Here is a 23,299-nt window from a genome sequence, read left to right as displayed (position 1 = left end):
CACGCCGTGGCAATTGGCAATGGCGATGGCGATGGCGGTCGGCTAGGCTGCCAGCGGGTCTTCCTGCATCGCCTCGCACTGTTCGATGAGCATGTCCACTTGCCCGCGCCAGTAGTCGCTGCTGCCGAACCAGGGGAAGTTGGCCGGGAAGATCGGGTCCTGCCAGCGGCGGGCCAGCCAGGCGCTGTAGTGGATCAGGCGCAGCGTGCGCAGCGGCTCGATGAGCGCCAGCTCGCGCCGGTCAAAGCTGCGGAACTGCTCGTAGCCGTCCAGCAGGGCGCTCAACTGGTGGGTGCGCTGGCGCCGGTCGCCGGACAGCAGCATCCACAGGTCCTGCACCGCGGGGCCCATGCGGGCGTCGTCCAGATCCACGAAGTGCGGGCCGCCCCGACCGTATTCATCCAGCGGGGTCCAGAGGATGTTGCCGGGGTGGCAGTCGCCGTGCAGGCGGATGGCGGTGCCGTCTTTCAGGCCAAAACGGCCGTTGGCGCCCGATGACCAAGCGCTGGTAGCTATCAATTCAATAGCATTGTCGCACTGTGACCGCCACGCGGCCTGCACGTCCAGCGGGATGGTCTCGCTCTGCAGCAGCCAGTCGCGGGATGCGATGGCGAAGGTTTCCAGGTCCAGTGCGGGGCGGTGCACGAAGGGCTTTGCGGCGCCCACGGTATGGATGCGGGCCAGGAAGCGGCCGATCCATTCGAGCACCTCGAAATCATCGAGCTCGGGCTGCCGCCCGCCGCGCCAGGGGCTGACCGAGAACGCGAAGCCGTCGTGCTGGTGCAGCGTGCGGCCGTTCAGCACCATCGGGCCCACGGCGGGCACCTCGGCAGCCATCAGTTCGGCCGCGAGGGCGTGTTCTTCCAGGATCTGGGCTTCGCTCCAGCGGCCGGGCCGGTAGAACTTGGCGACCACGCGCTGGCCGTCTTCCAGCGTGGCCTGGTACACGCGGTTTTCGTAGGACGACAGGGCCATGAGCCGGCCGTCGCCGTACAGGCCCACGCTGGCCAGGGCGTCCAGCACGTGGTCGGGCGTGAGCTGGGCGTAGGGGTGGAGGTCGCAGGTGGCGGGCGTGTCAGGAGTGTCAGGCGTGTTGCCGGAGGGCGGTCGGTTCATGCCCGATTGTCGCTGTCCGCTGCCCGTCTGGGTCTTACCGTTCCCGCAAGGTGGCGATGTGGCCGGTGCGCGGGTCGCCGCTGCGCCCCAGCATGGCCGTGAAAAGCGTCTGCGTGGCGTCGGGGCCGGTGTGGTGCTGCACGGCCAGCCAGGGCGCGCCTGGCGCCTGGACAGCGGTGCTGAAGTGGTTCCACGCGTCCACCAGCCGTTGGCCCAGGCCCTGTGCGCCCCAGTCGGCATTGCGTTTCTTGACCTGCGCGGGCGCGAAGAACATCACCGGGCGCGGTCCGGGCAGCTGGCCCGCGCCGCCCAGGTCCTGCACGTGGCTCGCGCCCACGGCGCAGCTGTAGGCCAGGCCCGTGACATGGGCATGGATGCGCTGGCGCAGGCCCACGCTGCCCGCGAAGTCGATGTAAACGCTGGCTGTGGCGCCGTCGATTGCACCCTCCAGCGCGTCGTAGGAGACCACGCGGTCGTAGCAGCCCAGACTCTCGCAAAACGCCACGTTGCCCGCAGAGGTCAGGCCGATGACCTCGATGCCGCCCTGCTGCGCGAGCTGAAACGCCGTGCCGTAGGCGGTCTTGCTCGACGCGCTGGACAGCAGCATGCGCTTGGCGCCGAAGAACTGCTGATCATGGAGGAAGTCGTCGATGAGCCACGAGGTGATGAACAGGGGCCGCAGCAGCGCCTGCACGTCTTCGTTGTCCTGCCGGTAGAACGGGTCGGCGGCGGTGCGCAGGTACTGGTTGTAGACCGCGTGCAGGCTGGCGCGGTGGGGCGCGCCATCGGCAAAGCCTGCGGGCGTGATGCGGTGCGGCGAGAGCACCGCCTGGTCGGCCATGGGCCAGTAGCCGTACAGGCGCTCGCCCACGGCCACGTCAGAGCACTGCGACTGCACCACGGTGCCAAAGCCCCACACCGGCACGATGCCCCAGCCGGCCTCGCCGCTGGGGTAGAACTGCCAGTACTGCAGCATCTCGCCCATGGCGGCGTAGGTGATGTTGTTGGCGGTCAGCGCGAAGTGGTCGATGCGCACGCGGATCTGGCCATCGGCCAGCGGTGCGTCGTCGGTCACGGTGCGCAGGCGGGTGGTGGCCAGCTGGTCCTGGCGCACGAGGAGGGTGGTGGTGCTCATCCCCACACGCTAGCGCAAACCACTGTGCGGCTCAACCGCGCGGGGGCGCCTGGGTGACAGGCGCGGCGTTTCAGGGCTGCTGCCCGCCAAGCGGCGCAGTCAGGGCGCCTGCTCGCCCAGTTGCGCGAACGGCACGGCTTGCTTCACGAGGATCACGGTGCAGGGCGCGTCGCGCGCCACGCGCATGGGTACGGTGGCGAAGAAGCGCTGGGTCTGCAGGCCGTGTGTGGCCGCGCCCAGGATCATCATGCTGACGTGGTTGCCGGCCGCGTAGCGCACCAGGGCCTGCGCCACGTCGCTGGATTCGAGCACGTGGTAGCTCACCGGGTGCGCGCTCAGGTCCAGCGCCTGGGTCCATTGGCGCAGCCGTGCGATGTGCTGGCGGTGCAGCGTGGTCTCGCTGCGCTCGCTGTCGCTGGCGCTGCTGGCCGAGGGCGACAGCACTGTCACGCAGGCCAGGCGCGCGCCGGGCCTTATGCCCAGCGAGCGCGCCACGGCCTGGCGCAGCGAGTACAGCGTGGCGTCGGTCACGTCCTCGTGCGGCACAGCCACCATGAGGATCGGAGTCTCCTCGATCTGCTGGGCGGGCAGGGGGCTGGGCTGGTAGTGCATGCCGGCCGCACGCAGCCAGCGGCGCAGGTGGGTGAACAGCGGCGTGCGCCGTGTGCGGTGGCCGCGCTCGGTGACGAGCACCTGGTCCGGGTGGGTCAGGTCGAAGGCCAGGTGCGCGGCGGACGGGTAGCGCCGGACCGCCTCGGGCTCCAGGCAGCGCAGGATGATCTCCTGCAGCCAGGGCGGCACATCGGCGCGGTGCTTGCGCGGCGGGGCGGGCGTCATCCACAGGCGCTGGCGCAGGCCGCCGTTGGTGACCGGCGCACCGAAGGGCAGCTCGCCCGTGGCGGCTTCGTAGAGCATGACGCCAATGGCGAAGATGTCGCTGCGCGGGTCGCCCCGCACGCCAACCACCTGCTCGGGCGCGATCCAGGTGGGTGAGCCCACGGCCTGGCGCATTTCCTCGGCCAGCAGGTCGGGGTAGTGCGCGTGGCACGAGAGGCCGAAGTCCAGCAGCACCGCGTTGCCGTCGCCCTGGATGAGCACGTTGGCGGGCTTGAGGTCGAGGTGGCACACGTTCTGCTGGTGCAGGCTGTGCGCGGCGTGGGCCACGGCGGCAAACAGGCGGGCGATGGTCTCGGGCGTGCGCGCGGCGGGGGTGGGCGTGGTGTCCAGCCAGTGCTGCAGCGTCTGCCCGGCCACGTACTCCATCACCAGGTAGGGCAGCCGCACCAGGTCGCCGGCGGCGACGAAGCGCGGGACGTGCGGGCCGGTCAGCACCGAGAGGATCTGCTGCTCGACCTCGAAGCCCACGATGTTCTCCGCGCCGTCGCCCGCCGTCATGCGCGGGATCTTCATGGCCATCGCAAAGCCCGGGTTGCGGCCTTCCTGCGCGTAGTCCACGGCGTAGATGTGCGCCATGCCGCCCGCATGGATGCAATCGCGCACGCGAAAGCCGTCGATCTCGGTGCCGGGCGCGAGCAGCTTCATCTCATTGCCCGTTTTCCAGGCGGTCCGCGTAGAACGCGGGCAGGCCCGCCGCGCGGATGGCGGCGGCGGCGGCCAGGTGGTCGTAGGGCAGGCGGTAGAAGGTGATCTGCCGGGCCGTGTCGTCGAACAGCGCATACATGGCGCGGGCATCGCCGTCGCGCGGCTGGCCCACCGAGCCCGCGATGGCCAGCCACTGGCGGTGCGGCGGCACCGGCACGGGCACGCCGGGCTCGGGTGCAAAGCGCATGAGCTTGGCCGTGGGGGTGAGGAAGTACAGCGCCTGCGCATGCACATGGCCGCCGAACACGTAGCGGATGGCCGGGTCGATGGCCTGCGCGGCCGTCATGCTGCGCTCGGCCGCGTTGGAGTCTTCCACATAGCGCCACTGCGCGGGGGCGTCGGCGCTGGCATGCACCAGCAGCGCGCTTTGCCCTAGGCGCGCGGTGAGCGGCAGCGACTGCAGGAAGGCGCGCTGCGAGGCCGAGAGCTGGTCGTGCGTCCACTGCGCGCCCAGCTCGCTGCGGTTGCGCGGCGATGCGGGGGGCGCGAGCGCCATTGCATCGTGGTTGCCCAGCACGCACAGCGCGCCGCCCTGCACCAGCGCCATGGCCTGGTCCACCACCGCCCCGGGCTCGCCGCCGTAGCCCACCAGGTCGCCCAGCAGGGCCACCTGATCGGCACCCTGGGCGCGGGCATGCTGCAGGCAGGCGTCCATGGCCTGGCGGTTGGCGTGGATGTCGGAGAGAAGTGCGATCTTCATGGTGCGAGGTTATCGCCCCATCATCGCGCCCGTGGCTGAATGCCAGCTTGCAGGCGGCCGTGCAAAGCGTCGCTTCAAGAAAAAATAGCCGCCAGCGCTTGATGGTCAAGCGGTGGCAGCTATTGTTTTTGTAGCTATTGCCGGAGGCGACGCTTACAGGCTGCGCTGGGCGGCCGGCTTGTCGAGCGCCAGCACCAGGGCCAGAGCGATGATGGCCGGCAGCGCCTGGGTGAAGAAGATCTTGGGCACGGCGGTGGCCGCGCCGAACACGCCGGCCACGATCACGCAGGCCAGGAAGAAGATCTTGAACAGCCGGTTGTGGGTGAACAAGCCCCAGAAGAGGCCGGCGGCCAGGAAGCCGTTGTACAGCCCCTGGTTGGCCGCCAGCGTGGTGGTGGCGTCGGCCAGCTCCTGGGTCAGGTTGAAGGTCTTCAGGCCCAGGGGCTTGTTCCAGAAGAACATCTCCAGCACCAGGATGTACGCATGCTCGATGGCCACGAGGGCCACCGCGATGCGGGGGAGCAACTGGCGGCCCATGGGCTTACACCACCGTGATGGTCACGTCGATGTTGCCGCGCGTGGCGTTGGAGTAGGGGCAGACCTGGTGGGCTGCGTCCACCAGCTTCTGGGCCGTGGCCTTGTCCAGGCCGGGCAGGCTGATGTTCAGGCGCGCGGCGATGCCGTAGGCGTTCGGGATGGGGCCCAGGTCGACTTCGGCGTCGATGGACACGTCCTGCGGCACGGGGATGCCGATCTTGCCGCCGACAGCCTTCATCGCGCCGATGAAGCAGGCTGCGTAGCCAGAGGCGAACAGCTGCTCGGGGTTGGTGCCCGTGCCGGACGTGCCGGGCGAGGACAGCTTGACTTCCAGGCGGCCGTCGTCGGTCTTGGCGGCGCCGTCACGGCCACCGGTCACGTGTGCCTTGGCGGTGTAGAGGACTTTTTCGAGTTGCGTCATGGTGTCTTCCTTTGCAGTGGGTCAATGAATGTCCGAAGGTGGACGGGGAATGAAATGGAGGGGGATCAGCAATGGGTCAGCGCGGCGGCGACTGGATCCGGTCGCGGAAGGTCTTGAGCTGCCCGGTCAGCTCCGTGAGCTCGGGCACCGTGCACTGGCTGGCTTCGAGCACGCAGGGCGGAATGGCCTCGGCCTTGTCGCGCAGCGCCCGGCCCGGGGCGGTGAGGCTGATGCGCACGCGGCGCTCGTCCTGTGCATCCCGGATGCGGGCGATGAGGCCCATGCTCTCCAGGCGCTTGAGCAGCGGCGTGAGCGTGCCGGAGTCGAGGAACAGGCGCTCGCCCAGTTCGGAGACGGTGACGCCGTCGCGCTCCCACAGCACCAGCATCACCAGGTACTGGGGGTAGGTCAGGCCCACGGTGTCCAGCAGCGGCTTGTACAGCTTGGTCATGGCCAGCGAGGCCGAATACAGCGCGAAGCACACCTGGTTGTCCAGGCGCAGCAGGGCTGGGCTGGGGGTGTCGGTGGTGGGTTTGCTGCGGGCCATGGAGCGAATTGTGCGGGGAAATTTGATTGTGTGCAATTGAATTGTGTAATCTTTTGTTGCTGGCGCGGTCTTGCGACCGGGCGCTGCGGCCCGGCAGGCAAAGGTGCTATTCACGCACGGCGCGCGTGCGGGTGCAAGCGGCAGATGGCAGGGCGGACCTCAGCGGCCGGTGAATCGGGCGGGGCGCCGCTCCACGAAAGCGCGCACGCCCTCGGCCGCGTCCTCGCTGTTGGCCAGCTGCTTTTGCACCGGGATGAACTCGGCCACGGCCGCCGCCTGGCCTTGTTCGATGGCCTTGAGCACGTTGAGCCGCGTGGCCACCACGGCCTGCGGGGCCTGGGCCTCGATGCGCTGGGCGATGGCAAGGGCCTCGGGCAGCAGCTGCGCGGCGGGAACCACCTTCTGCACGAAGTTCAGGCGAAAGGCCTCGCTGCTGCCGAACTCGTCGGCCGTGAGCAGGTGCAAAAGCGCATTGCCCGTGCCTGCGCGCTCGGCCATGCGCAGCGTGGCGCCGCCCGTGGCCATGATGCCGCGCTGCACCTCCATCTGCGAGAAACGGCAGTCGTCCGCCGCGACGACGATGTCGGCGCCCAGCATCAGCTCGATGCCCACCGTGAAGCAGATGCCTTTGACCGCCGCCACCATGGGCTTGGTGCGGCGCCGATAGCCGGGCAGGCCGTAATCGTGCGGCTCGACGAGGCCCTCAGGGATGGCCTTTTCGCCGCGCTGCATGTAGGCGCTGACGGCCGGCAGATCCAGGCCCGCAGTGAAGTGGTCGCCGAAGGCGTGCAGCACGCCCACGCGCAGTTCCGGGTCATCGTCCAGCCGCGTGTAGGCCTCGGCCAGCTGGCGGAACATGGGCGGCGTCCAGCCATTTCGCTTGGCGGGGCGGTTGATGCCGATGAGCAGCACATGGCCGATCACCTGTGTGTCGATGCAGCCTTCGGGCGGGGGCGTGGTGGGGGTGATGTCGGGCACGGGCAAGTCTCCTTGGCCCATGATTGAAAACCCAACTGCACAGGGGCGCCGTCCCCATCGGGACAGCGCATCGGCGCATGTCAGTAGCTGTAAACCCCGCGGCCCGTCTTGCGGCCCAGGCGGCCGGCCGCCACCATTTCCTTGAGCAGCGGGCAGGGGCGGTACTTGCTGTCGCCGAACTCGGTGAGGTAGACGTCCATCACCGCCAGGCAGACATCCAGGCCGATCATGTCGGCCAGCGCCAGCGGGCCGATGGGCTGGTTGCAGCCGAGCTTCATGCCCGCGTCGATGTCCTCCGGCGTGGCCAGGCCTTCGGCCAGCACGAAGAAGGCTTCATTGATCATGGGCACCAGGATGCGGTTGACCACGAAGCCGGGTGCGTTCTTCACGGTGATGGGGCTCTTGCCCAGGGCTTCGGCCAGCGCCTTCACGGCGTCGTGCGTGGCGTCGCTGGTCTGCAGGCCACGGATGATCTCCACCAGCGCCATCATGGGCACGGGGTTGAAGAAGTGCATGCCGATGAACTTGTCGGCACGGCCGGTCGCTGCAGCCAGCTTGGTGATGGAGATCGAGGACGTGTTCGATGCGATCAGCACCTCGGGGCCCACCAGCGCATCCACCTGCTTGAGGATCTTGAGCTTGAGCTCGTAGTTCTCGGTGGCGGCCTCGATGACGAGCTGCGCGGCCTTGAGGTCGTCGTAGCTGGTGGAGGTCTTGATGCGTGCCAGCGCCGCGTCCTTGTCGGCCGCACTGATCTTTTCCTTCTTGATCAGGCGGTCCAGGCTGCCGGCCACGGTGGCCAGGCCTTTTTGCACTGCAGCATCGGAGATGTCGACCATCACCACGTCAATGCCCGACACCGCGCAGGCCTGCGCGATGCCGTTGCCCATGGTGCCCGCGCCGATGATGCCAACGGTCTGAATCGTCATATAGAGAGCTCTCTTCAAAGTGAAACGGATGGACAGGATGGTAAGCCGAATCGCACGACCGTTCGGTTATCGTGCCTCCACCCCAGGTTCACAAACCGCTGCGCAGCATGGCGGAGGAGACAACACAACATGTTCGACTACATCGTCATCGGCGGCGGCTCGGCGGGCTCGGTGCTGGCAGGCCGGCTGACCGAAGACCCGTCCGTGCGCGTGTGCCTGCTCGAAGCGGGCCCAGCCGACAGCAGCGTGCTCATCCACTGCCCGGCGGGCCTGGCGGTCATGGCCAAGTTCGAACTCAACGGATGGGGCTTGAACACCACGCCACAGCCCGCACTGAACAACCGCCAGGGCTACCAGCCGCGCGGCAAGGTGCTGGGCGGCTCCAGTTCCATCAACGCCATGGTCTATGTGCGCGGCCAGCATGCCGACTACGACCACTGGGCCAGTGAAGGCAACCCAGGCTGGGGGTGGGACGGCGTCAGGCCGTACTTCCTGAAGGCCGAACACAACGAGCGCGGCGCCGATGCCTGGCATGCCCAGGGCGGCCCGCTCAACGTGGCGGACCTGCGCTGCCCCCACCGCTTCAGCCGCCTGTTCACCGAAGCGGGGGTGCAGGCCGGCCATGCGCACAATCCCGACTTCAACGGCGCCACGCAGGAAGGTGTGGGCCTGTACCAGGTCACGCACAAGAACGGAGAGCGCCACAGCGCGGCCAAGGGTTACCTCACGCCGCACCTGGCACGGCCCAACCTGCAGGTCATCACCAGAGCGCACGCCACGCGCATCGTGTTCGACGGTCAGCGTGCCGTGGGCGTGGAATACCGCCAGGGCGGCGCGCTGCACCAGGTCAAGGCCGCGCGTGAAGTGCTGCTGAGCGCCGGCGCGCTGCTGTCGCCCCAGCTGCTCATGCTTTCGGGCGTGGGGCCCGGTGCACAGCTGCAGCGGCACGGCATCCCGGTGTTGCACCACCTGCCCGGCGTGGGCGCGCACCTGCACGACCATCCCGATGTGGTGCAGGTGATGGATGCGCCAGGGCTCAAGGACCTGTTCGGCCTGTCTCTCACGGGCATCGTGAACACGCTGCGCGGCATTGGCGAATGGCGCCGGCACCGCACTGGCATGCTGACCACCAATTTCGCCGAGGCCGGCGGCTTCATCAAGAGCGACCTCACCGAGGCGGTGCCCGACCTGCAACTGCACTTCGTGATCGGCAAGCTGGTGGACCATGGCCGCAAGACGGTGCTGGGCCACGGCTACTCGGCCCACGTGTGCCTGCTGCAGCCCAAGAGCCGCGGGTCGGTCACGCTGGCGAGCAAGGACCCGATGGCGCTGCCCCTGGTGGACCCGCGTTTCCTGTCCGACCCCGACGACATGCAGCGCATGGTGCGGGGCTTCAAACGCCTGCGCGAGATCCTCGCGCAGCCAGCCCTGGCGCAGTACGGCGCGCGGGAGCTGCCCGCATCGGCCGGTGCGCAGACCGACGCGCAGATCGAGCAGTTCATCCGCCAGTACGCGGACACCATCTACCACCCCGTTGGCACCTGCCGCATGGGGCCTGGCGCGATGGATGTGGTGGACAGCGAGCTGCGCGTGCGCGGCCTGTCGGGCCTGCGCGTGGTGGACGCTTCCATCATGCCGCGCATCGTGAGCGGCAACACCAATGCGCCCACGGTGATGATTGCCGAGAAAGCCGTGGATCTGCTGCGCAGCGCTGCGTGACGTATTTCACGGTGCACCGCACGAATGCGTTGGTTAAGGATGGCTGAGGGTTCGTTTAAGGATTTTTTAACAGCCGGCGATACGGGCGATTCATAGACTTGATTTCAAGGAAGCGGGTGCATGGTGCACCCGGCCTGGAAGAGAGAACAACCTCATGAAGATCGACCCCCGTGAAATTGCCGCCCTGGCCAGCGCCCAGCCCGCTGCCCCCCGCATGGACATGTACGCCGGCATCCACAAGGCCCTGCGCGCCTACATGGCCGACACGCTGCTGGGCCTGGGCCGCATGGATGTGGACGACGACCTGGAGTTCGCACACACCTGCGACCGCGTCATGCAGATGCTGGACTTCTGCCGCTCGCACCTGCGCCACGAAAACCAGTTCGTGCACGCCGCCATGGAAGCGCGCGAGCCGGGCGCGTGCGCGGACGTGGAGGCCGAGCATGCCGAACACGAGGAAGCGATATCGGCACTGGCCGAAGGCGTGTCGCACCTGCTGGCTTGCGCCCGCGCCGCCCGTCCTGCCACCGCGCAGGCGCTGTACCGGCAGCTCGCGCTGTTCATCGCGCACAACTTCGAGCACATGCACGAGGAAGAAACCGCGCACAACCGCGTGCTGTGGGCGCACTACAGCGATGAGGAACTGGTGCGCATCCACGATGCGCTCGTGGCCTCCATCCCGCCCGACGAAATGATGGCCACCGCGCGCTGGCTGGTGCCCTTCATGTCCCCGGCCGAGCGCACTGTCATGTTGTCTGACATGCAGCAGCACGCCCCCGCCCCGGTGCTGGCCGCCGTGCTGGCCCACGTGCAGCCCCATCTCACACAGGTCGAGTGGGCCAAGCTCATGCGCAGCCTGGGCCTGCCGCCGCTGCCCGGCCTGGTGCACTGACACGCCGCTGCGGCGAGGGGGCGGCGCTACCGGGTGGCGTCCAGTACCACGGGGCGCTGCAGGTGCAGGCGAAAGCGGCCGCGGCCCGTCTTCTCGATGCGGATGTGCGGGCTGTTCTCCAGCAGCCGCCGCTGCAGCAGCAACAGGCGCGCCTCCAGGTTGTCGGCCACGTCGGGGAGCTTGAGGGCCGGGTCCAGGCGCAGTTCGCGATTGCTGAAGTCCACGCGGCCGCTGGCCAGGTGGTCGCGCAGCAGCTTGCAGAAGATGGCGCCGGCCACGCCTTTGATCAGGTAGTCGTCGTTGATGAACACGCTGTCGTTGGCGGCGAAGTGGCGCACGCGCAGTGCCGCGCCGTGCGGTGCCGGGGGCTGGGCCGCTGCCGGTGGAGGCTCTGCGGGCGCATCGGGCGCGGCCTGCAGCAGGTCGATGGCGGCTGCCAGATGCCCGGCCAGGGCCACCAGCAGGTCCTCTTCCTCGAAGCCGAAGCGCATGTCCTCGGGGCTTTCGGCAAACAGCACGCCCAGCAGGCGTCCTGCCGACACCAGCGGAACGGCGATCTGGCTGTGGGGCTCCGGTAGGCCGGGGTACGGAATGTCCAGGCCGCGCTGCATGGCGGCGCCTGCATCTCCGTGCGTGTCCAGGCTGTGGCGGATCGCATGGCTGTAACGTGCTGCATTGGTCACGTGGCTGATGCGCACCGGCGTGCGCTCCTGCGCGGCCACGCCGATCACGCCCTGGCCCAGCCTGATCTCCGAGCCCACGCCCGAGGTCGCGTATCCGTGGCTTGCCACGGTGTAGAGCTGCTCGGCCGTTGCGTCGAGCATCAGCACCATCGCGTGCGCGATGTCCAGCGGGTCGCGCAGGGTGGCCAGGGTGCAGGCCAGCAAGTCGTCTAGCCCCATGCAGCGGGACATGCGTTCGCTGCCCAGGCGCAGAGCGTGCAGCAGCCCGGGGCTTTGCGGCGGTGGCGGCAGGGTGTCGCCCGACACGGCTTCGATGCGCTCCACCCGGTGGATGTCCGAGCCCTTGAGCTCGAAGACTCCCGCCATGCCCGCATGGGACGCAATGCCTGCCAGCTGTGCGCGCATGCTCTCGAACACTGGCCCGTGGTCTTCGGTGCGTTCGTAGTACAGGTGCAGCCGGTAGAACGCGGCCGTGCGCGGGTCCAGCACCAGCAACGCCGCGCGCGGGTTGCACAGGATATTCTGGCGGGTCTTGTTGAAGAACTGGAAGGAGAGCGCGACATGCGCCTCGTCCACATACACCGCCTGCGAGATGTAGGCCACGTTGGGCGTGCCGTCGGCATCGCAGGTGGCCATGATGGCCGGGATGGCGCCCTCCAGGCAGGGGCGGATCGCTTGCAGCGACAGGCCGTGGGGGTTTGTCATGCGCCCTGCGGTCCGGTCAGCGATGCGCCCGCGCGGGGGCCGGGCGTCTGGTCGAAGGCGGCGTCGGGCGTGAAGGCCACGGCCACCACATCATCCAGCGGAGCGGCCAGCATGGCCCCTACGTAGCGCGGGCCGTAGCCCACCAGACCCACTTCGTGCTCCATCGACTTCAGGTACGCCTGCAGCACGGGCAGGTCGTCGTCGGTGGCCGGGCGCTGCGCCGCGCCGGAGGCCTTGAGCTGCAGCGTTCGATGGGTGGCGGGCTCGCTGAACACCACGGCGATCCGACCGGTCTCGGTGATGTCCTGAAGCAGTTGGCGCGACTGGCTGCGCCGCAGGTAGACCGTGACCTGCTGCCCGTCGGCGCTGATGCGGCTGCCGACCGCGCGCATCACGCTGGGCTGTAGCGCCAGGCTGCAGGATGCGACGATGGCCGAGACACCCTTGGCCACCATCGCGATGCGGTCGGGGTCGAGCTGCAGTGTCATGGGCGGGGCTGCCACACGGTGGTCATGCCTTGAAGCGCTTGCGGGTGAGCGCCAGCGCCACCCAGAAGGCGGCCACGGTGGTCACCACGAGCATCAGGCCGTGGCGCCAGGGGTGGGCAGGCCACTGGTCCATGAAGAGGGGGCGTACCAGCTCCACCGCGTTGGTCAGCGGCAGCCAGTCCGAGATGGCGCGTACCAAGGGTGGCAGCTGCTCGCGCGGGAAGAACACGCCCGAGAGGAACATCATCGGCGTGAGCACCAGCGTGAAGTAGTAGGTGAAGAAGTCGTAACCCTTGGCCAGCGCGTTGAAGATGAGCGCGATGCTGGAGAACATGACACCCACGAACAGCAGGACCGGCCAGGCCACGAGCAGCTTGGGGCTGTGGCTGATGCCCAGCGCCAGCATCACGCACAGGATGGCCGACACGGTGAACAGCGCCTTGAAAGCGGCCCAGAGCATCTCGGCCAGCACCACGTCGTCCAGGCTCACCGGCGCGTTCATGATGCCGTCCCAGGTCTTTTGCACATGCATGCGCGAGAAGGCCGAGTAAAGGGCCTCGAAGCTCGCCGCGTTCATCGCGCTCATGCAGATCGAGCCGCTGGCCAGGAACAGGATGTACGGCACCTGCGTGCTCGTGCCCCCCGCGCCGCCCACGTTCACCTGGCCCACCAGCGCGCCCATGCCGTATCCGAAGGCCACCAGCCACATCAGCGGCTCGGCGATGTTGCCCACCAGGCTGGGGATGGCCAGCTTGCGCCACACCAGCAGGTTGCGCAGGAACACCGGCCACCAGCGCTGCGACAGGTGCGGCGGGCGCCAGGGGGAGGGCTCTCGCGGCGCGTCGGCGATGCCTTGGGCGGGGGACGAAGGTGTGGTCTGCATGCGCCTATTGTGAGGCGTCATCCCGGCGGCCGCCAGCATCTGCGCTGCAGGGCCGTGCGGCGTGCGGGCATGGGCATTGCTTGTGGCTGGGCGTACCCTTTTCAGCCCCTTCATCCCCCCTGAGGAGACCGCATGAACCGCACCGACGTCACCGAAAAGATCATCAGCACCAAGGTCGCCAAAGGCCTGCAGTGGCACGCCATCGCCAAGAAGGTAGGCCAGTCCAAGGAATGGACCACCGCGCTGTGCCTGGGCCAGATGACCGCCACGCCCGAGCAGGCCAAGGTGCTGGGCAAGATCTTCGGGCTCACGGCCGAGGAGCAGAAGTGGCTGCAGGTCGTACCGTACAAAGGTTCGCTGCCCACGCCCGTGCCGACCGACCCGCTGATCTACCGCTGGTACGAGGTGGTGAGCGTGTACGGCACCACGATCAAGGAGCTGATCCACGAGGAGTTCGGCGACGGCATCATGAGTGCCATCGATTTCAGCATGGACATACAGCGCGAGGCCGACCCCAAGGGCGACCGCGTGAACGTGGTGCTGTCAGGGAAATTCTTGCCGTATAAACAGTACTAGCCCCCTGAGCCACTGCGCGGCTTCCCCCAGAGGGGGACGCACCCCGTGGCCTGGCGGAGCCAGTTCCGCGGGTGCTCTGGCGTGGAGCGTGCCTGTGCGGAGGTCGCGGAACGAGCGGTGCTTGTCGCCCCAGTGCCGGGCGACCAGTGACGCCACGCCGAGATTCAGAGCACCTTGACCGCGCGGCCGATGAACTGGATAGGGCCGGTGGGCTTGCCGATGGGCGAGCCTGTGGGGGGCTCCAGGGTCAGCTCGAAGAGCTGGTTGGGCTGCAGCGGCGGGAGTTTGTCGAGCTGCAGCTGCAGCGGCTGGCCGGGCTGCACCAGGCCCAGGGAAACAGGGCCGCTCCAGCCGTCGGCCTTGGTCCAGAATTCGAGCGCCTTGCCGGCAGGCACTTCGGCCACGCCCAGCGGGATGAGGCTGAGGGTGCGCGGCGAGCTGGCCTGCACCACCCAGCCCGGCGCCTTGTCCTGCGGTGCCACCAGCACCACCATGAACTGCGTGGGCGCGACCTGCGGGGCGGTGCGGGTGACGAGCACTGCGGCCAGCACGGCGGCCATCGCAAAGCCCGATCCGGCCAGCGCGCGCCACAGGCCCAGGTGGTTCCACCAGGCCGATGCGGATTGGATGGGTTTCGTGCGCACAGTGCCGGTCGTGGCAGGGGCCGCCACGGTGCCGGGGCGGACGGCCTGCAGGGATGCATCAATGCGTTCCCAGAGGCGAGGCGACGGCGCCACGGGCTCCGCCAGCTGGGTCAAGGGGTGCAGACGCGACTCCCAGGCGAGCACGGCGCGCTGCAGCGCTGGGTCGGCGGGCAGGCGCTGCTCCAGCGCATGGCGCGTGGCGGCGGGCAGGGTGCCCAGCACGTACTCGCCCGCCAGGGCGTCGTCGTCCTGCGGCGGCAGAGGGGGGGCCGCGGTGCGCGTGGGCTCGGTCATGCCATGCACTCCCGCAGCGAGGCGAGGCTGCGCCGTATCCAGGCCTTGACGGTGCCCAGCGGTGCGCCCAGGCGCTCGGCGATCTCGCCGTGGGAGCAGCCGTCCACATAAGCGTGCAGCACGCAGCTGCGGCGTGCGGGGTCCAGCGCTTCCAGGCAATGCTGAAGGCGGCCCAGGCTGGCGTTCAGCTCGAAGGCCTCGGCCACTTCGCGGTGCGCGAGCGCGGCCTGTTCGTCCTGCACGGCTTGGGTGGTGTCATCGTCCACGTCGACATGGCGGCCCGCATCGCGCACGGCGTTGAGCGCCAGGTTGCGCACCACACTGTAGATCCAGCCACGCGCGCTGCCGCGCTGGGCGTCGAAGCTGGCGGCGCGGGTCCAGATGTTCAGGCAGGCGTCGTGCACGATGTCCTCCGCCAGGGCGCGCTGCCGCACGATGCGCAGCGCCACGCCCAGCAGCCGGGCGCCTTCGTGTTCATAGAGCCTGCGCATGGCCTGGCGGTCGCCCGCGGCGCAGGCGGCCAGCGTGGCTTCGTAGTCAAGGTCAACAGGCGGCTCGTGGGGCACGGTGGACAGGTGTTGGTGCGCGTCGGCGGAATGGGCGGGACTGCCGGGGAAGCCCCGGCGGCACACATCGTACCGGGCAACACGCTCCACACCAGCGCAGTCCTGCGGAGCCAAAGGGAATTGGCGGCCCCGCCGGGCTGCAGCGGGGCGCAGGCTTACGCGGCCTTCCAGAAAATGTAGTCGGCCTGGTACTTCACGATCTGGCGCTCGCCCTTGTTGGCGGCGGTGCATGCGGCGGCAGGTGCCACGCCACCCTTGAGGGCCACGCGCTGGATGTAGGTCACGCCCGTCATCGCGCCCGAGCCCATGGCCGGGTTGGCCTTGACCAGCTGGTAGGGCAGATTGCCTGTGCCCGAGGGAGCCACGGCCAGTTGCGTGGCCGTGAGCTTGGAGCCGTCCTGCGACTCCCAGGTGGCGGGCGGGCCGTAGTAGGTGCCCACTTGCTTGCCGCTGCGGTCGTTCAGCACGGCCTTGGGACCCACGAAGAACCATTCGGTCTGGCCGGGGGCGTTGGCCTTGTCGCGGCATTCGTAGGTGATCTCGCCCACACCCACGGTCTCCATGGCGACCTTGTTGCCTGCGGGCACCTTGATGGTGTCGGGCAGGCTGTCCTGTGAGTACATCGGGGCGCGGGAGGACGAGGAAGACGAGGACATCGATCCGCAGGCCGCCAGCAGTGCGGCGGCCGTCACGGCGCCAGCGATGGCCAGGGTGCGCGAGGACAAGGGCAGGGTGTTGTTCATGGCGTTCTCTTTCTTCAGTGGGGTGGAAAGGACAGCGGCCGGTGAAGATCGGCTGCTGCAGGTACTACCCGCGAGAACGCCATTTGGATGCAGGCTGCGCAAAATATTTTTCTCCGAGCCCTTCGCCACCCGGCAGAGTGCATGCGCGCAAATTGCACTTTGGCCCCTGCGCAGGCGCGCAACGGTGCCTGATCGTTTCGAATGTCTTCCATGGCGCACTCCGTCGGGTGCATTAAAGTCGCCTGGACTGACCCGCAGCCCATCCGGCCCAGCGTCTGCGCGCGGCAGCTGCCCCCAACCCCTTCGATTTTCTGAAAGCCTGACATGACCACCCTCGGAACCCCCCTGTCGCCCCATGCCACCAAAGTCATGCTGCTGGGCTCCGGCGAGCTGGGCAAGGAAGTGCTCATCGCCCTGCAGCGCCTGGGCGTGGAGACCATCGCGGTAGACCGCTACGACAATGCGCCCGGCCAGCAGGTGGCGCACCATGCGCGCACCATCACCATGAGCGACCCCGCGCAGCTCAAGGCGCTGATCGAAGCCGAGCGCCCGCACCTCGTGGTGCCCGAGATCGAGGCCATCGCCACCCCCATGCTCGAAGAGCTGGAAGCCGCCGGTACCGTGCGCGTGATCCCCACGGCCCGCGCAGCGCGCCTGACCATGGACCGCGAGGGCATCCGCGTGCTGGCGGCCGAGACGCTGGGCCTGCCCACCAGCCCGTACAAGTTCTGCAACTCGCTGCAAGAGCTGCAGGCGGCCATCGACAGTGGGATCGGCTACCCCTGCATCGTCAAGCCCGTGATGAGCAGCTCCGGCAAGGGCCAGAGCAAGATCGACGGCCCGGCCGATGTGCAAAAGGCCTGGGACTACGCCATGGCCGGCGGCCGGGTGAGCCACGGCCGCGTGATCGTCGAGGGCTTCATCGACTTCGACTACGAGATCACGCAGCTCACGGTGCGCTCGGTGGGGGCGGACGGCCAGATCGCCACCAGCTTCTGCGACCCCATCGGCCATGTGCAGGTCAGCGGCGACTATGTGGAGAGCTGGCAGCCCCACCCCATGCACCCCGCCGCGCTCGAAAAATCGCGCCAGATCGCCAAGGCCGTGACCGACAACCTGGGTGGCCAGGGATTGTTTGGCGTGGAGCTGTTCGTCAAGGGCCAGGACGTCTGGTTCAGCGAAGTGAGCCCCCGCCCGCACGACACGGGCCTGGTGACCCTGTGCACCCAGCACCAGAGCGAGTTCGAACTGCACGCCCGCGCCATCCTGGGCCTGCCGGTGGACACCGGCCTGCGCAACCCCGGCGCCAGCGCCGTGATCTATGGCGGCGTGGAAGCCCAGGGCATCGTCTTCGACGGCGTGGAAGAAGCCCTGCGCGTGCCGGACACCGACCTGCGTTTGTTCGGCAAGCCCGAGAGCTTTGCCAAGCGCCGCATGGGTGTGGCGCTGGCGCGGGCGGCGGATGTGGACACCGCGCGCCGCAACGCCAAGCTGGCGGCCAGCAAGGTCAAGCCGCGCAAGGCGTGATACTGGACTTTCAAGAAAAATTGGCTGCCGGCGCTTTTCCAGTAAGCGTTGGCAGCTATTTTTTCAGGAGCAATTGGCATTCGGTGCGTGGCCATGTCGTGCGCTGCACCGCCGTCACTCGCGAATCTGCCGCCCGGTGAGCTTGAGGAACAGGTCTTCCAGATTGGCGGGCCGGTGCAGGGTGCGCAGGTGGGAGTGCGCATCCAGAGCCTGGAGCAATGGGCGGGTGTTCTGGGTGTAGAAGAACACCGTCTCCCCGCTGATCTCCACGCGCGCCGCCAGGGCGCGCAGCGCGGCATCCTGGGCGAGCGCCACGGCGCCCACGCCGAACACCTCCACCACATCCGGCTCCAGGTGCTGCGCGATCAGCTCGCGCGGGCGGCCTTCGGCGATCTTCCTGCCGTGGTCCAGCACCAGGAGGCGCGAGCACAGGCGCTCGGCCTCGTCCATGAAGTGCGTGGTCAGCAGGATGGACTTGCCCTGCTGCAGCAGCAGTTGCAGGCGCTCCCACATCAGGTGGCGGGCCTGGGGGTCCAGGCCGGTGGTGGGCTCGTCCAGCAGCAGCAGGCGGGGGTCGTTGACCAGCGCGCGGGCCAGGCTCAGGCGCCGCTTCATGCCACCCGACAGCTCCCCGGGCTTGGCGTTCGCCTTGTGCGTGAGCGCGGCGAATTCAAGCAGCTGCGGTACCCGTCCGTCCATCACGGCGCCCTTGAGTCCGAAGTAGCGGCCGAACACGCGCAGGTTCTCGGCGCAGGTGAAGTCCGGGTCGAGGGTGTCGAACTGCGTGACCACGCCCAGCTGCGCCTTGATGGCCAGCGCATCGCGCGGCATGTGCAGGGGCTGCGCGCCGGGGTCGGGAAAGAAGCGCACGGCCCCGCCGTCGGGGGCGGTGAGGCCCAGGCACATGCGGATGGTGGTGGTCTTGCCCGCGCCATTGGGCCCGATGACGCCCAGGCATTCGCCCGGAGCGATGGCAAAGGAGACGTCGTCCACCACGGTCGTCTCGCCGTAGCGTTTGCGCAGTTGCTGGACTTCAAAGAGTGCAGAGGTCATGCACCGATTGTGTGCGATGCCGGCGCCCCGGGCACGGTACGCTGGCGTCGCGCCGGCGACGGTCCCTGGCGCGGGCCTGCGGCATGGTGCGCATGCGCCCTCCCGTCCACCCCCTCGCGCCGTGCGGCATGCCATGAGACACCAACCCGGAGACCCCTGCTACACCGAGCTGCCGCTGCAGGCGCTGGACGCTGCCCGTGTGGAGGCCGTGTGGCGCTACGCCCCGCTGCGCGCGGGCCGGCAGCTCGTGCTGCCCGATGGCCGCATGGACCTGGTCGTCCACTGCGCGGTGCGGCCTGACGGCAACGTGGCCGCGGTGTGGCCAGTGCTTGCCGGCCCTGCCGACCAGCCCACCTGGGCTGCGCTGCGCCCGGGCAGTGTGGTGCTGGGGGTGCGGTTTCGCATAGGCTGGGGCGGTGCCTGCCTGGGTGTGGCCCCCCGGGGCCTGTGCAACCGGGTTCTTGCGGGGGACGCTGTGCTCGGACTTCTGCAGCCGTTGGGCGCGCTCGCAGATGACCTGATGAACGCCACCACGCTGGCCGCCGCGCACGGAGCGCTGTGTTCGATCGCGGGCGCCCTGGCCGCGTGCGTCGAGCCCACGGCGGCCCACGGCAGGGCGTTGGCGGCCCTGGCGCAGCTGCAGGTGCGCTTGCAGGTGGGGGCGTCCCGCCATGCCGCCGGGCCGCCTGTTGCAGCCGTGGCAGAGTCCTGGGCTGGCGGCGGGGACGCCGCCAGCCGCAGGCTGCGACGCGACATCGCCAGCGCCGTGGGGCTGCCGCTGCGCACGCTGGCGGGCATCCTGCGGTTTCAGCAGGCCCTGGCGAGCCTGGAGGCGGGTGCGGCGCTGTCTATCACGGAGGTGGCACTGGCCTGCGGCTATGCCGACCAGGCCCACATGACGCGCGAGTTCCGCCGGTTTGGCGGCTTCACGCCGGCCCTGCCCCAGGCGGCGCCGGTGGTGCGCTGGGCGCCCGAACCAGCGCGCAGCCTGCCATTGTCCGAAACCTTCAAGACGCGGACTGCGGTGGGGCGGCAGACTGCGCGGCACTGACACCAATCACTTCAGACCGGCCCCCACCTCCCCATCCACGCCGAGCCGCATGCACAGCCAACCCCTCTTCCAAACCGACGACCCGAGCGAACTGCACGCTCTGATGCGCGCCCACCCGCTGGCCACCTTGGTCACGCTGTCCACGCTGTCGCGTGAGGCGGGGCTGCAGGCCGACCTTTTGCCGCTGGAGGTGGTGGCGGCGCCAGGCGCCGCCATGTGCCTGCGTGGCCATGTGGCGCGGCCGCACGGCATGGCGCAGTCGGTGCCGGACGGTGCCCAGGTGCTGGCGGTGTTCCAGACCTCCAATGCCTACATCTCCCCGCGCTGGTACGTCAACGGCCAGCGCAGCGGGCGGCTCGCGCCCAGCTGGAACTACGCCGCCGCCGAAGCCCGAGGCCGCCTGCGCTGGGTGGACGATGCCGGCTGGGTGCGCACGCACCTGGGGGCGCTGGCGGCTGCGCAGGAGTGTGGCCGTGATCAGCCCTGGTCCATTGGCGATGCGCAGCCGGCCTTCATCGATGAAGCCGCTGCGCGGCTGGTGGGGTTCGAGATCACGGTGGACCGTCTGGTGGGCAAGCGGTTTCTGTCGCAGCAGCGCACCGAGGCAGACCGGCGCAGCGTGGTCGCGCACCTGCTGCAGGAGCCTGCCGGTGCAGCGCGGGATGTGGCAGGGCTGATAGTTCCGTGAGGCGCAGGTGCGTCCTGTGTTGTCGCGGTACCCTTGGCCATGTTCGTGGAAGGCCTGTGCCGCTTGTTGGCAGAGATTTTTTTGCTATTTAAACTATAGCATTCTGGGGCGATGCTATGACGCCGCCATCAGCCGCCCCCGGCCCGCCGTCTTGGCCTCGTACAGCGCGCTGTCGGCGCGGGCCATCAGCGCGGCCAGGCTGGCCTCGCCGGGCACCAGGGCTGCCATGCCCGCGCTGTAGTCCAGCACGAATCCGAGCTCGGCCGCGCTGGCATCGTGCAGCCGGTGGCGCAGGCGCCGGTCGAAGGCGGCGCCGGCAGCGGCCGTGTTGTGCAGCATCAGCACCGCGAATTCCTCGCCGCCCAGCCGGGCGATCAGGTCGCCGCTGCGGCAGGTGTCGCCCAGCAGGCGCGCGAACAGCTGCAGTGCGCGGTCGCCCGCATCGTGGCCGTGCGTGTCGTTGATCCGCTTGAAGTGGTCCAGATCCAGCATCAGAGCCGTGAGCGGAAGCCGGTGGCGCCATGCGTGGGAGAGCAGGTTGTCGCCTTGGCTGGTGAAACCGCGCCGGTTGAGCAGTCCTGTGAGGCCGTCGGTCATGGCCAATGTGCGCAGCTTCTGCTCGGCCTCGTAGCGCCAGGCCACCAGCACGGCCACCGTGCCCAGCACCAGGCTCACATTGGTAGCCAGTGCCGCGGCCAGGTTGATCGGGTGCGGCGTGCGAAAGCTCGGGTACTGGTCGGTGAACGCGCCCAGCAGCCCGCGCGCCAGGGTGAATGCGGCCGACGTGAGCAGGCAGCCCAGCAGCACGCCGCGCCAGCGCACGTCGGCCAGGATCAGCGGGTACAGCGTGGCGCGCGCGACGATGCACAGGATGCCGGCCATGAGCCCGTTGGCCCAACCCACGCGCCAGGCATAGTGGTCGAAGCCGATCGCGTAGCCCAGTGGCGCGGCGATCACCAGCGCCAGCAGCACCCGGCGCAGCGGGCGCGGGCCCAGCCACTCCTCCAGCGCGCGGTAGAGCATCCACTGCGCGGCTGCATTGCAGGCGATGGACACGGTGGACAGCGCCTGGTCCCACAGCGAACTGGAGGCGATGATCGCCGCCCATGCCACGGCTTGCAGCAACAGGCTGGCCTGCACGTGGCGAGCCGCCCGACTCACGTCGCGGCCCATGATCAGCGGAAGCCCGGCCGAGATCATGAACAGGTTGGCCGCCATGGCGGTCATGAGCGTGAGGAAGTCCAGGGGCATGGAGGCAGGCAGGGCCGGTGGCGGGGCTTGGATTACTGGAAGGCCACTTCGGCGAAGCTGCGCAGCTTGCGGCTGTGCAGGCGGTCCACGCCGCCGTTGCGCAGGATCTCGATGGCGCGCATGCCGATGCGCAGGTGCTGGTCCACCCGCTCGCGGTAGAAGTGGTTGGCCATGCCGGGCAGCTTGATCTCACCGTGCAGGGGCTTGTCGCTCACGCACAGCAGGGTGCCATAGGGCACGCGAAAGCGAAAGCCATTGGCCGCGATGGTGGCGCTCTCCATGTCCAGCGCCACGGCGCGGCTTTGGCTGAAGCGGCGCTGGGGCATGTTGTCGGGCAGCAGCTCCCAGTTGCGGTTGTCGGTGCTGGCCACCGTGCCGGTGCGCATGATGCGCTTGAGCTGGTCTTCGGGCACCTGGGCCACGTCGGCCACGGCCTGCTGCAGCGCCATCTGGATCTCGGCCAGTGCCGGAATGGGCACCCACAGCGGCAGTTCCTCGTCCAGCACATGGTCCTCGCGCACATAGGCGTGGGCCAGCACGTAGTCCCCCAGCTGCTGGCTGTTGCGCAGGCCCGCGCAGTGGCCCAGCATCATCCAGGCGTGCGGGCGCAGCACGGCGATGTGGTCGGTGATGGTCTTGGCATTGGCTGGGCCGACGCCGATGTTGACCATGCTGATGCCGCTCGCGTCCTTGCGCACCAGGTGGTAGCCGGGCATCTGGGGCAGGCGCGGGGGGGCACTGCCCAGCTCGTCGCCAGGTTCGGCCTGCAAGCCCGCCCGGCGCGTGACGACGTTGCCGGGTTCGATGAAGGCGATGTATTCGCTGTCGGGCTTTGCCATCTCGGCATGGCCCAGGCGCACGAACTCGTCGATGTAGAACTGGTAGTTGGTGAACAGCACGAAGTTCTGGAACCATTCGGGCGCCGTGCCCGTGTAGTGGCGCAGGCGGTGCAGCGAGTAGTCCACGCGCGGCGCGGTGAACAGCGACAGAGGCTGCGCTTCGCCCGGGCGTGCCTGCCAGGTGCCGTTGGCGATGCCGTCGTCCATGGCGGCCAGGTCGGGCAGGTCGAACACGTCGCGCATCAGCATGCGGCGCTCGGCCGTGAGCGTGCCTTCGATGTGGTCGTGTTCCGCGAAAGAGAAGTGGATCGGGATGGGATGCGCGCTGGTGCCGACCTCCAGCTCGACGTTGTGGCTGGCCCGCAGCAGGCGGAACTGTTCGGCGTAGTACCGGGCGAACAGGTCGGGCCGGGTCAGTGTGGTCTCGTAGCGCCCCGGGCCTTCCACGAATCCGTAGGCGAGCTTGGAGTCCGCCCGCGCCACGGTGGTGGTGTGCACCCGCACGAAGGGGTAGAAAGCGCGCACCGAGCTGGTGGGTGTCTCGCCCGCCACGAAGCGCTGCATGGCATCGCGCAGGTGGCCGATCTGTTGCTGGTAGATGCGCTGCACCTGGGCCAGCGCTTCGGCCGGATCGGTGTGGCGGGTGGGGGCGAGGAAGTCGGGAATAAGGGGCATGCCTCTATTTTCCACAAGCCGGGGCGGTGTTTCAGCGCCGCCCCCTTCCTTGGCCAG

The 23,299-nt window shown here is 68.8% G+C and carries 24 protein-coding genes; 6 read left to right on the top strand and 18 right to left on the bottom strand.

The window, feature by feature from the left end; genetic code table 11:
- Positions 1-42 precede the first annotated feature (42 nt).
- From KW835_RS14870 to KW835_RS14830, 9 genes are all read right to left on the bottom strand, one after another.
- Entirely contained in the window at positions 43-1,116 is a 1,074-nt protein-coding gene (locus KW835_RS14870; RefSeq protein WP_218383659.1) for a serine/threonine protein kinase, read from the bottom strand.
- A 34-nt stretch (positions 1,117-1,150) separates the two neighbouring features.
- Complete coding sequence (locus KW835_RS14865; RefSeq protein ID WP_218383655.1) at positions 1,151-2,251, bottom strand: DUF2855 family protein; 1,101 nt, start codon at positions 2,249-2,251, stop codon at positions 1,151-1,153.
- Between the two features lie 99 nt (positions 2,252-2,350).
- Positions 2,351-3,793, bottom strand: coding sequence for a bifunctional serine/threonine-protein kinase/universal stress protein (locus tag KW835_RS14860; RefSeq protein WP_218383652.1), 1,443 nt, complete (start codon positions 3,791-3,793; stop codon positions 2,351-2,353).
- A 1-nt stretch (position 3,794) separates the two neighbouring features.
- Entirely contained in the window at positions 3,795-4,553 is a 759-nt protein-coding gene (locus KW835_RS14855; RefSeq protein WP_218383651.1) for a metallophosphoesterase, read from the bottom strand.
- 153 nt (positions 4,554-4,706) lie between these two features.
- Positions 4,707-5,090: a DUF1304 domain-containing protein gene (locus KW835_RS14850; RefSeq protein WP_218383650.1), complete on the bottom strand. Its 384-nt coding sequence runs from the start codon at positions 5,088-5,090 to the stop codon at positions 4,707-4,709.
- A gap of 4 nt (positions 5,091-5,094) precedes the next feature.
- Positions 5,095-5,511, bottom strand: coding sequence for an organic hydroperoxide resistance protein (locus KW835_RS14845; protein ID WP_218383649.1), 417 nt, complete (start codon positions 5,509-5,511; stop codon positions 5,095-5,097).
- A 76-nt stretch (positions 5,512-5,587) separates the two neighbouring features.
- On the bottom strand, positions 5,588-6,058 hold the full coding sequence (locus KW835_RS14840) for a MarR family winged helix-turn-helix transcriptional regulator (RefSeq protein WP_218383648.1): 471 nt from the start codon (positions 6,056-6,058) through the stop codon (positions 5,588-5,590).
- Positions 6,059-6,217: 159 nt separating this feature from the next.
- Positions 6,218-7,057, bottom strand: a complete 840-nt coding sequence (locus KW835_RS14835) for a crotonase/enoyl-CoA hydratase family protein (protein ID WP_218383646.1) — start codon at positions 7,055-7,057, stop codon at positions 6,218-6,220.
- Between the two features lie 59 nt (positions 7,058-7,116).
- Complete coding sequence (locus KW835_RS14830) at positions 7,117-7,965, bottom strand: 3-hydroxybutyryl-CoA dehydrogenase (RefSeq protein ID WP_218383645.1); 849 nt, start codon at positions 7,963-7,965, stop codon at positions 7,117-7,119.
- Between the two features lie 129 nt (positions 7,966-8,094).
- On the opposite strand from KW835_RS14830, the gene KW835_RS14825 reads away from it, so the two are divergent.
- Together KW835_RS14825 and KW835_RS14820 are read left to right on the top strand one after the other, a co-directional pair.
- On the top strand, positions 8,095-9,684 hold the full coding sequence (locus KW835_RS14825) for a GMC family oxidoreductase (protein ID WP_218383644.1): 1,590 nt from the start codon (positions 8,095-8,097) through the stop codon (positions 9,682-9,684).
- A gap of 154 nt (positions 9,685-9,838) precedes the next feature.
- Positions 9,839-10,576: a hypothetical protein gene (locus KW835_RS14820; RefSeq protein ID WP_218383643.1), complete on the top strand. Its 738-nt coding sequence runs from the start codon at positions 9,839-9,841 to the stop codon at positions 10,574-10,576.
- Positions 10,577-10,602: 26 nt separating this feature from the next.
- Here the strand turns inward: KW835_RS14820 and KW835_RS14815 are convergent, their stop codons facing one another.
- The 3 genes from KW835_RS14815 to KW835_RS14805 are packed head-to-tail and all read right to left on the bottom strand — an operon-like array spanning position 10,603 to position 13,335.
- Positions 10,603-11,964, bottom strand: coding sequence for a GAF domain-containing protein (locus tag KW835_RS14815; protein WP_218383642.1), 1,362 nt, complete (start codon positions 11,962-11,964; stop codon positions 10,603-10,605).
- Positions 11,961-12,452: a hypothetical protein gene (locus tag KW835_RS14810; protein WP_218383641.1), complete on the bottom strand. Its 492-nt coding sequence runs from the start codon at positions 12,450-12,452 to the stop codon at positions 11,961-11,963. The genes KW835_RS14815 and KW835_RS14810 overlap by 4 nt, the downstream gene beginning before the upstream one ends.
- A gap of 22 nt (positions 12,453-12,474) precedes the next feature.
- Complete coding sequence (locus KW835_RS14805) at positions 12,475-13,335, bottom strand: ABC transporter permease (RefSeq protein ID WP_218383639.1); 861 nt, start codon at positions 13,333-13,335, stop codon at positions 12,475-12,477.
- Between the two features lie 132 nt (positions 13,336-13,467).
- On the opposite strand from KW835_RS14805, the gene cynS reads away from it, so the two are divergent.
- Positions 13,468-13,911, top strand: coding sequence for a cyanase (cynS, locus tag KW835_RS14800; RefSeq protein WP_218383637.1), 444 nt, complete (start codon positions 13,468-13,470; stop codon positions 13,909-13,911).
- A gap of 164 nt (positions 13,912-14,075) precedes the next feature.
- On the opposite strand, the gene KW835_RS14795 is transcribed toward cynS, so the two are convergent.
- The 3 genes from KW835_RS14795 to KW835_RS14785 all read right to left on the bottom strand — a co-directional run bounded on the left by KW835_RS14795 (position 14,076) and on the right by KW835_RS14785 (position 16,158).
- Positions 14,076-14,849, bottom strand: a complete 774-nt coding sequence (locus KW835_RS14795) for an anti-sigma factor domain-containing protein (RefSeq protein WP_218383635.1) — start codon at positions 14,847-14,849, stop codon at positions 14,076-14,078.
- Complete coding sequence (locus tag KW835_RS14790) at positions 14,846-15,415, bottom strand: sigma-70 family RNA polymerase sigma factor (RefSeq protein WP_218383633.1); 570 nt, start codon at positions 15,413-15,415, stop codon at positions 14,846-14,848. Before KW835_RS14790 ends, KW835_RS14795 begins: the two co-directional genes overlap by 4 nt.
- 155 nt (positions 15,416-15,570) lie before the next feature.
- Positions 15,571-16,158: a DUF3455 domain-containing protein gene (locus tag KW835_RS14785; protein WP_218383632.1), complete on the bottom strand. Its 588-nt coding sequence runs from the start codon at positions 16,156-16,158 to the stop codon at positions 15,571-15,573.
- Between the two features lie 324 nt (positions 16,159-16,482).
- Between KW835_RS14785 and purT the strand changes: the two genes are divergently transcribed.
- Positions 16,483-17,685 carry a formate-dependent phosphoribosylglycinamide formyltransferase gene (gene purT / locus KW835_RS14780; protein ID WP_218383631.1) on the top strand — a complete coding sequence of 401 codons (1,203 nt, stop codon included), beginning with the start codon at positions 16,483-16,485 and terminating at the stop codon, positions 17,683-17,685.
- A gap of 114 nt (positions 17,686-17,799) precedes the next feature.
- Here purT and KW835_RS14775 read toward each other — a convergent pair whose 3' ends face one another.
- On the bottom strand, positions 17,800-18,738 hold the full coding sequence (locus KW835_RS14775; protein ID WP_218383630.1) for an ATP-binding cassette domain-containing protein: 939 nt from the start codon (positions 18,736-18,738) through the stop codon (positions 17,800-17,802).
- A 133-nt stretch (positions 18,739-18,871) separates the two neighbouring features.
- On the opposite strand from KW835_RS14775, the gene KW835_RS14770 reads away from it, so the two are divergent.
- Positions 18,872-19,789 carry a helix-turn-helix domain-containing protein gene (locus KW835_RS14770; protein ID WP_218383626.1) on the top strand — a complete coding sequence of 306 codons (918 nt, stop codon included), beginning with the start codon at positions 18,872-18,874 and terminating at the stop codon, positions 19,787-19,789.
- 49 nt (positions 19,790-19,838) lie between these two features.
- A complete protein-coding gene (locus KW835_RS14765; RefSeq protein ID WP_218383624.1) occupies positions 19,839-20,477 on the top strand; it encodes an FMN-binding negative transcriptional regulator in 639 nt (212 codons plus the stop codon).
- A gap of 114 nt (positions 20,478-20,591) precedes the next feature.
- Here KW835_RS14765 and KW835_RS14760 read toward each other — a convergent pair whose 3' ends face one another.
- Both KW835_RS14760 and KW835_RS14755 read right to left on the bottom strand, forming a co-directional pair.
- A complete protein-coding gene (locus KW835_RS14760; RefSeq protein WP_218383622.1) occupies positions 20,592-21,728 on the bottom strand; it encodes a GGDEF domain-containing protein in 1,137 nt (378 codons plus the stop codon).
- A gap of 32 nt (positions 21,729-21,760) precedes the next feature.
- Positions 21,761-23,242, bottom strand: coding sequence for an AMP nucleosidase (locus KW835_RS14755; protein ID WP_218383620.1), 1,482 nt, complete (start codon positions 23,240-23,242; stop codon positions 21,761-21,763).
- Between the last annotated feature and the right edge of the window lie 57 nt (positions 23,243-23,299).

It is taken from the genome of Acidovorax sp. sic0104, assembly GCF_019219095.1.
GTDB lineage: Bacteria > Pseudomonadota > Gammaproteobacteria > Burkholderiales > Burkholderiaceae_C > Acidovorax.
This window is presented reverse-complemented; position numbering and strand designations above follow the sequence as displayed.

Excerpts from the sequence above, each read along its gene's own strand:
- KW835_RS14870 (WP_218383659.1), bottom strand. The coding sequence starts at position 1,116 with ATGAACCGACCGCCCTCCGGCAACACGCCTGACACTCCTGACACGCCC.
- KW835_RS14865 (WP_218383655.1), bottom strand. The coding sequence starts at position 2,251 with ATGAGCACCACCACCCTCCTCGTGCGCCAGGACCAGCTGGCCACCACC.
- KW835_RS14860 (WP_218383652.1), bottom strand. The coding sequence starts at position 3,793 with ATGAAGCTGCTCGCGCCCGGCACCGAGATCGACGGCTTTCGCGTGCGC.
- KW835_RS14855 (WP_218383651.1), bottom strand. The coding sequence starts at position 4,553 with ATGAAGATCGCACTTCTCTCCGACATCCACGCCAACCGCCAGGCCATG.
- KW835_RS14850 (WP_218383650.1), bottom strand. The coding sequence starts at position 5,090 with ATGGGCCGCCAGTTGCTCCCCCGCATCGCGGTGGCCCTCGTGGCCATC.
- KW835_RS14845 (WP_218383649.1), bottom strand. The coding sequence starts at position 5,511 with ATGACGCAACTCGAAAAAGTCCTCTACACCGCCAAGGCACACGTGACC.
- KW835_RS14840 (WP_218383648.1), bottom strand. The coding sequence starts at position 6,058 with ATGGCCCGCAGCAAACCCACCACCGACACCCCCAGCCCAGCCCTGCTG.
- KW835_RS14835 (WP_218383646.1), bottom strand. The coding sequence starts at position 7,057 with ATGGGCCAAGGAGACTTGCCCGTGCCCGACATCACCCCCACCACGCCC.
- KW835_RS14830 (WP_218383645.1), bottom strand. The coding sequence starts at position 7,965 with ATGACGATTCAGACCGTTGGCATCATCGGCGCGGGCACCATGGGCAAC.
- KW835_RS14825 (WP_218383644.1), top strand. The coding sequence starts at position 8,095 with ATGTTCGACTACATCGTCATCGGCGGCGGCTCGGCGGGCTCGGTGCTG.
- KW835_RS14820 (WP_218383643.1), top strand. The coding sequence starts at position 9,839 with ATGAAGATCGACCCCCGTGAAATTGCCGCCCTGGCCAGCGCCCAGCCC.
- KW835_RS14815 (WP_218383642.1), bottom strand. The coding sequence starts at position 11,964 with ATGACAAACCCCCACGGCCTGTCGCTGCAAGCGATCCGCCCCTGCCTG.
- KW835_RS14810 (WP_218383641.1), bottom strand. The coding sequence starts at position 12,452 with ATGACACTGCAGCTCGACCCCGACCGCATCGCGATGGTGGCCAAGGGT.
- KW835_RS14805 (WP_218383639.1), bottom strand. The coding sequence starts at position 13,335 with ATGCAGACCACACCTTCGTCCCCCGCCCAAGGCATCGCCGACGCGCCG.
- cynS (WP_218383637.1), top strand. The coding sequence starts at position 13,468 with ATGAACCGCACCGACGTCACCGAAAAGATCATCAGCACCAAGGTCGCC.
- KW835_RS14795 (WP_218383635.1), bottom strand. The coding sequence starts at position 14,849 with ATGACCGAGCCCACGCGCACCGCGGCCCCCCCTCTGCCGCCGCAGGAC.
- KW835_RS14785 (WP_218383632.1), bottom strand. The coding sequence starts at position 16,158 with ATGAACAACACCCTGCCCTTGTCCTCGCGCACCCTGGCCATCGCTGGC.
- purT (WP_218383631.1), top strand. The coding sequence starts at position 16,483 with ATGACCACCCTCGGAACCCCCCTGTCGCCCCATGCCACCAAAGTCATG.
- KW835_RS14775 (WP_218383630.1), bottom strand. The coding sequence starts at position 18,738 with ATGACCTCTGCACTCTTTGAAGTCCAGCAACTGCGCAAACGCTACGGC.
- KW835_RS14770 (WP_218383626.1), top strand. The coding sequence starts at position 18,872 with ATGAGACACCAACCCGGAGACCCCTGCTACACCGAGCTGCCGCTGCAG.
- KW835_RS14765 (WP_218383624.1), top strand. The coding sequence starts at position 19,839 with ATGCACAGCCAACCCCTCTTCCAAACCGACGACCCGAGCGAACTGCAC.
- KW835_RS14760 (WP_218383622.1), bottom strand. The coding sequence starts at position 21,728 with ATGCCCCTGGACTTCCTCACGCTCATGACCGCCATGGCGGCCAACCTG.
- KW835_RS14755 (WP_218383620.1), bottom strand. The coding sequence starts at position 23,242 with ATGCCCCTTATTCCCGACTTCCTCGCCCCCACCCGCCACACCGATCCG.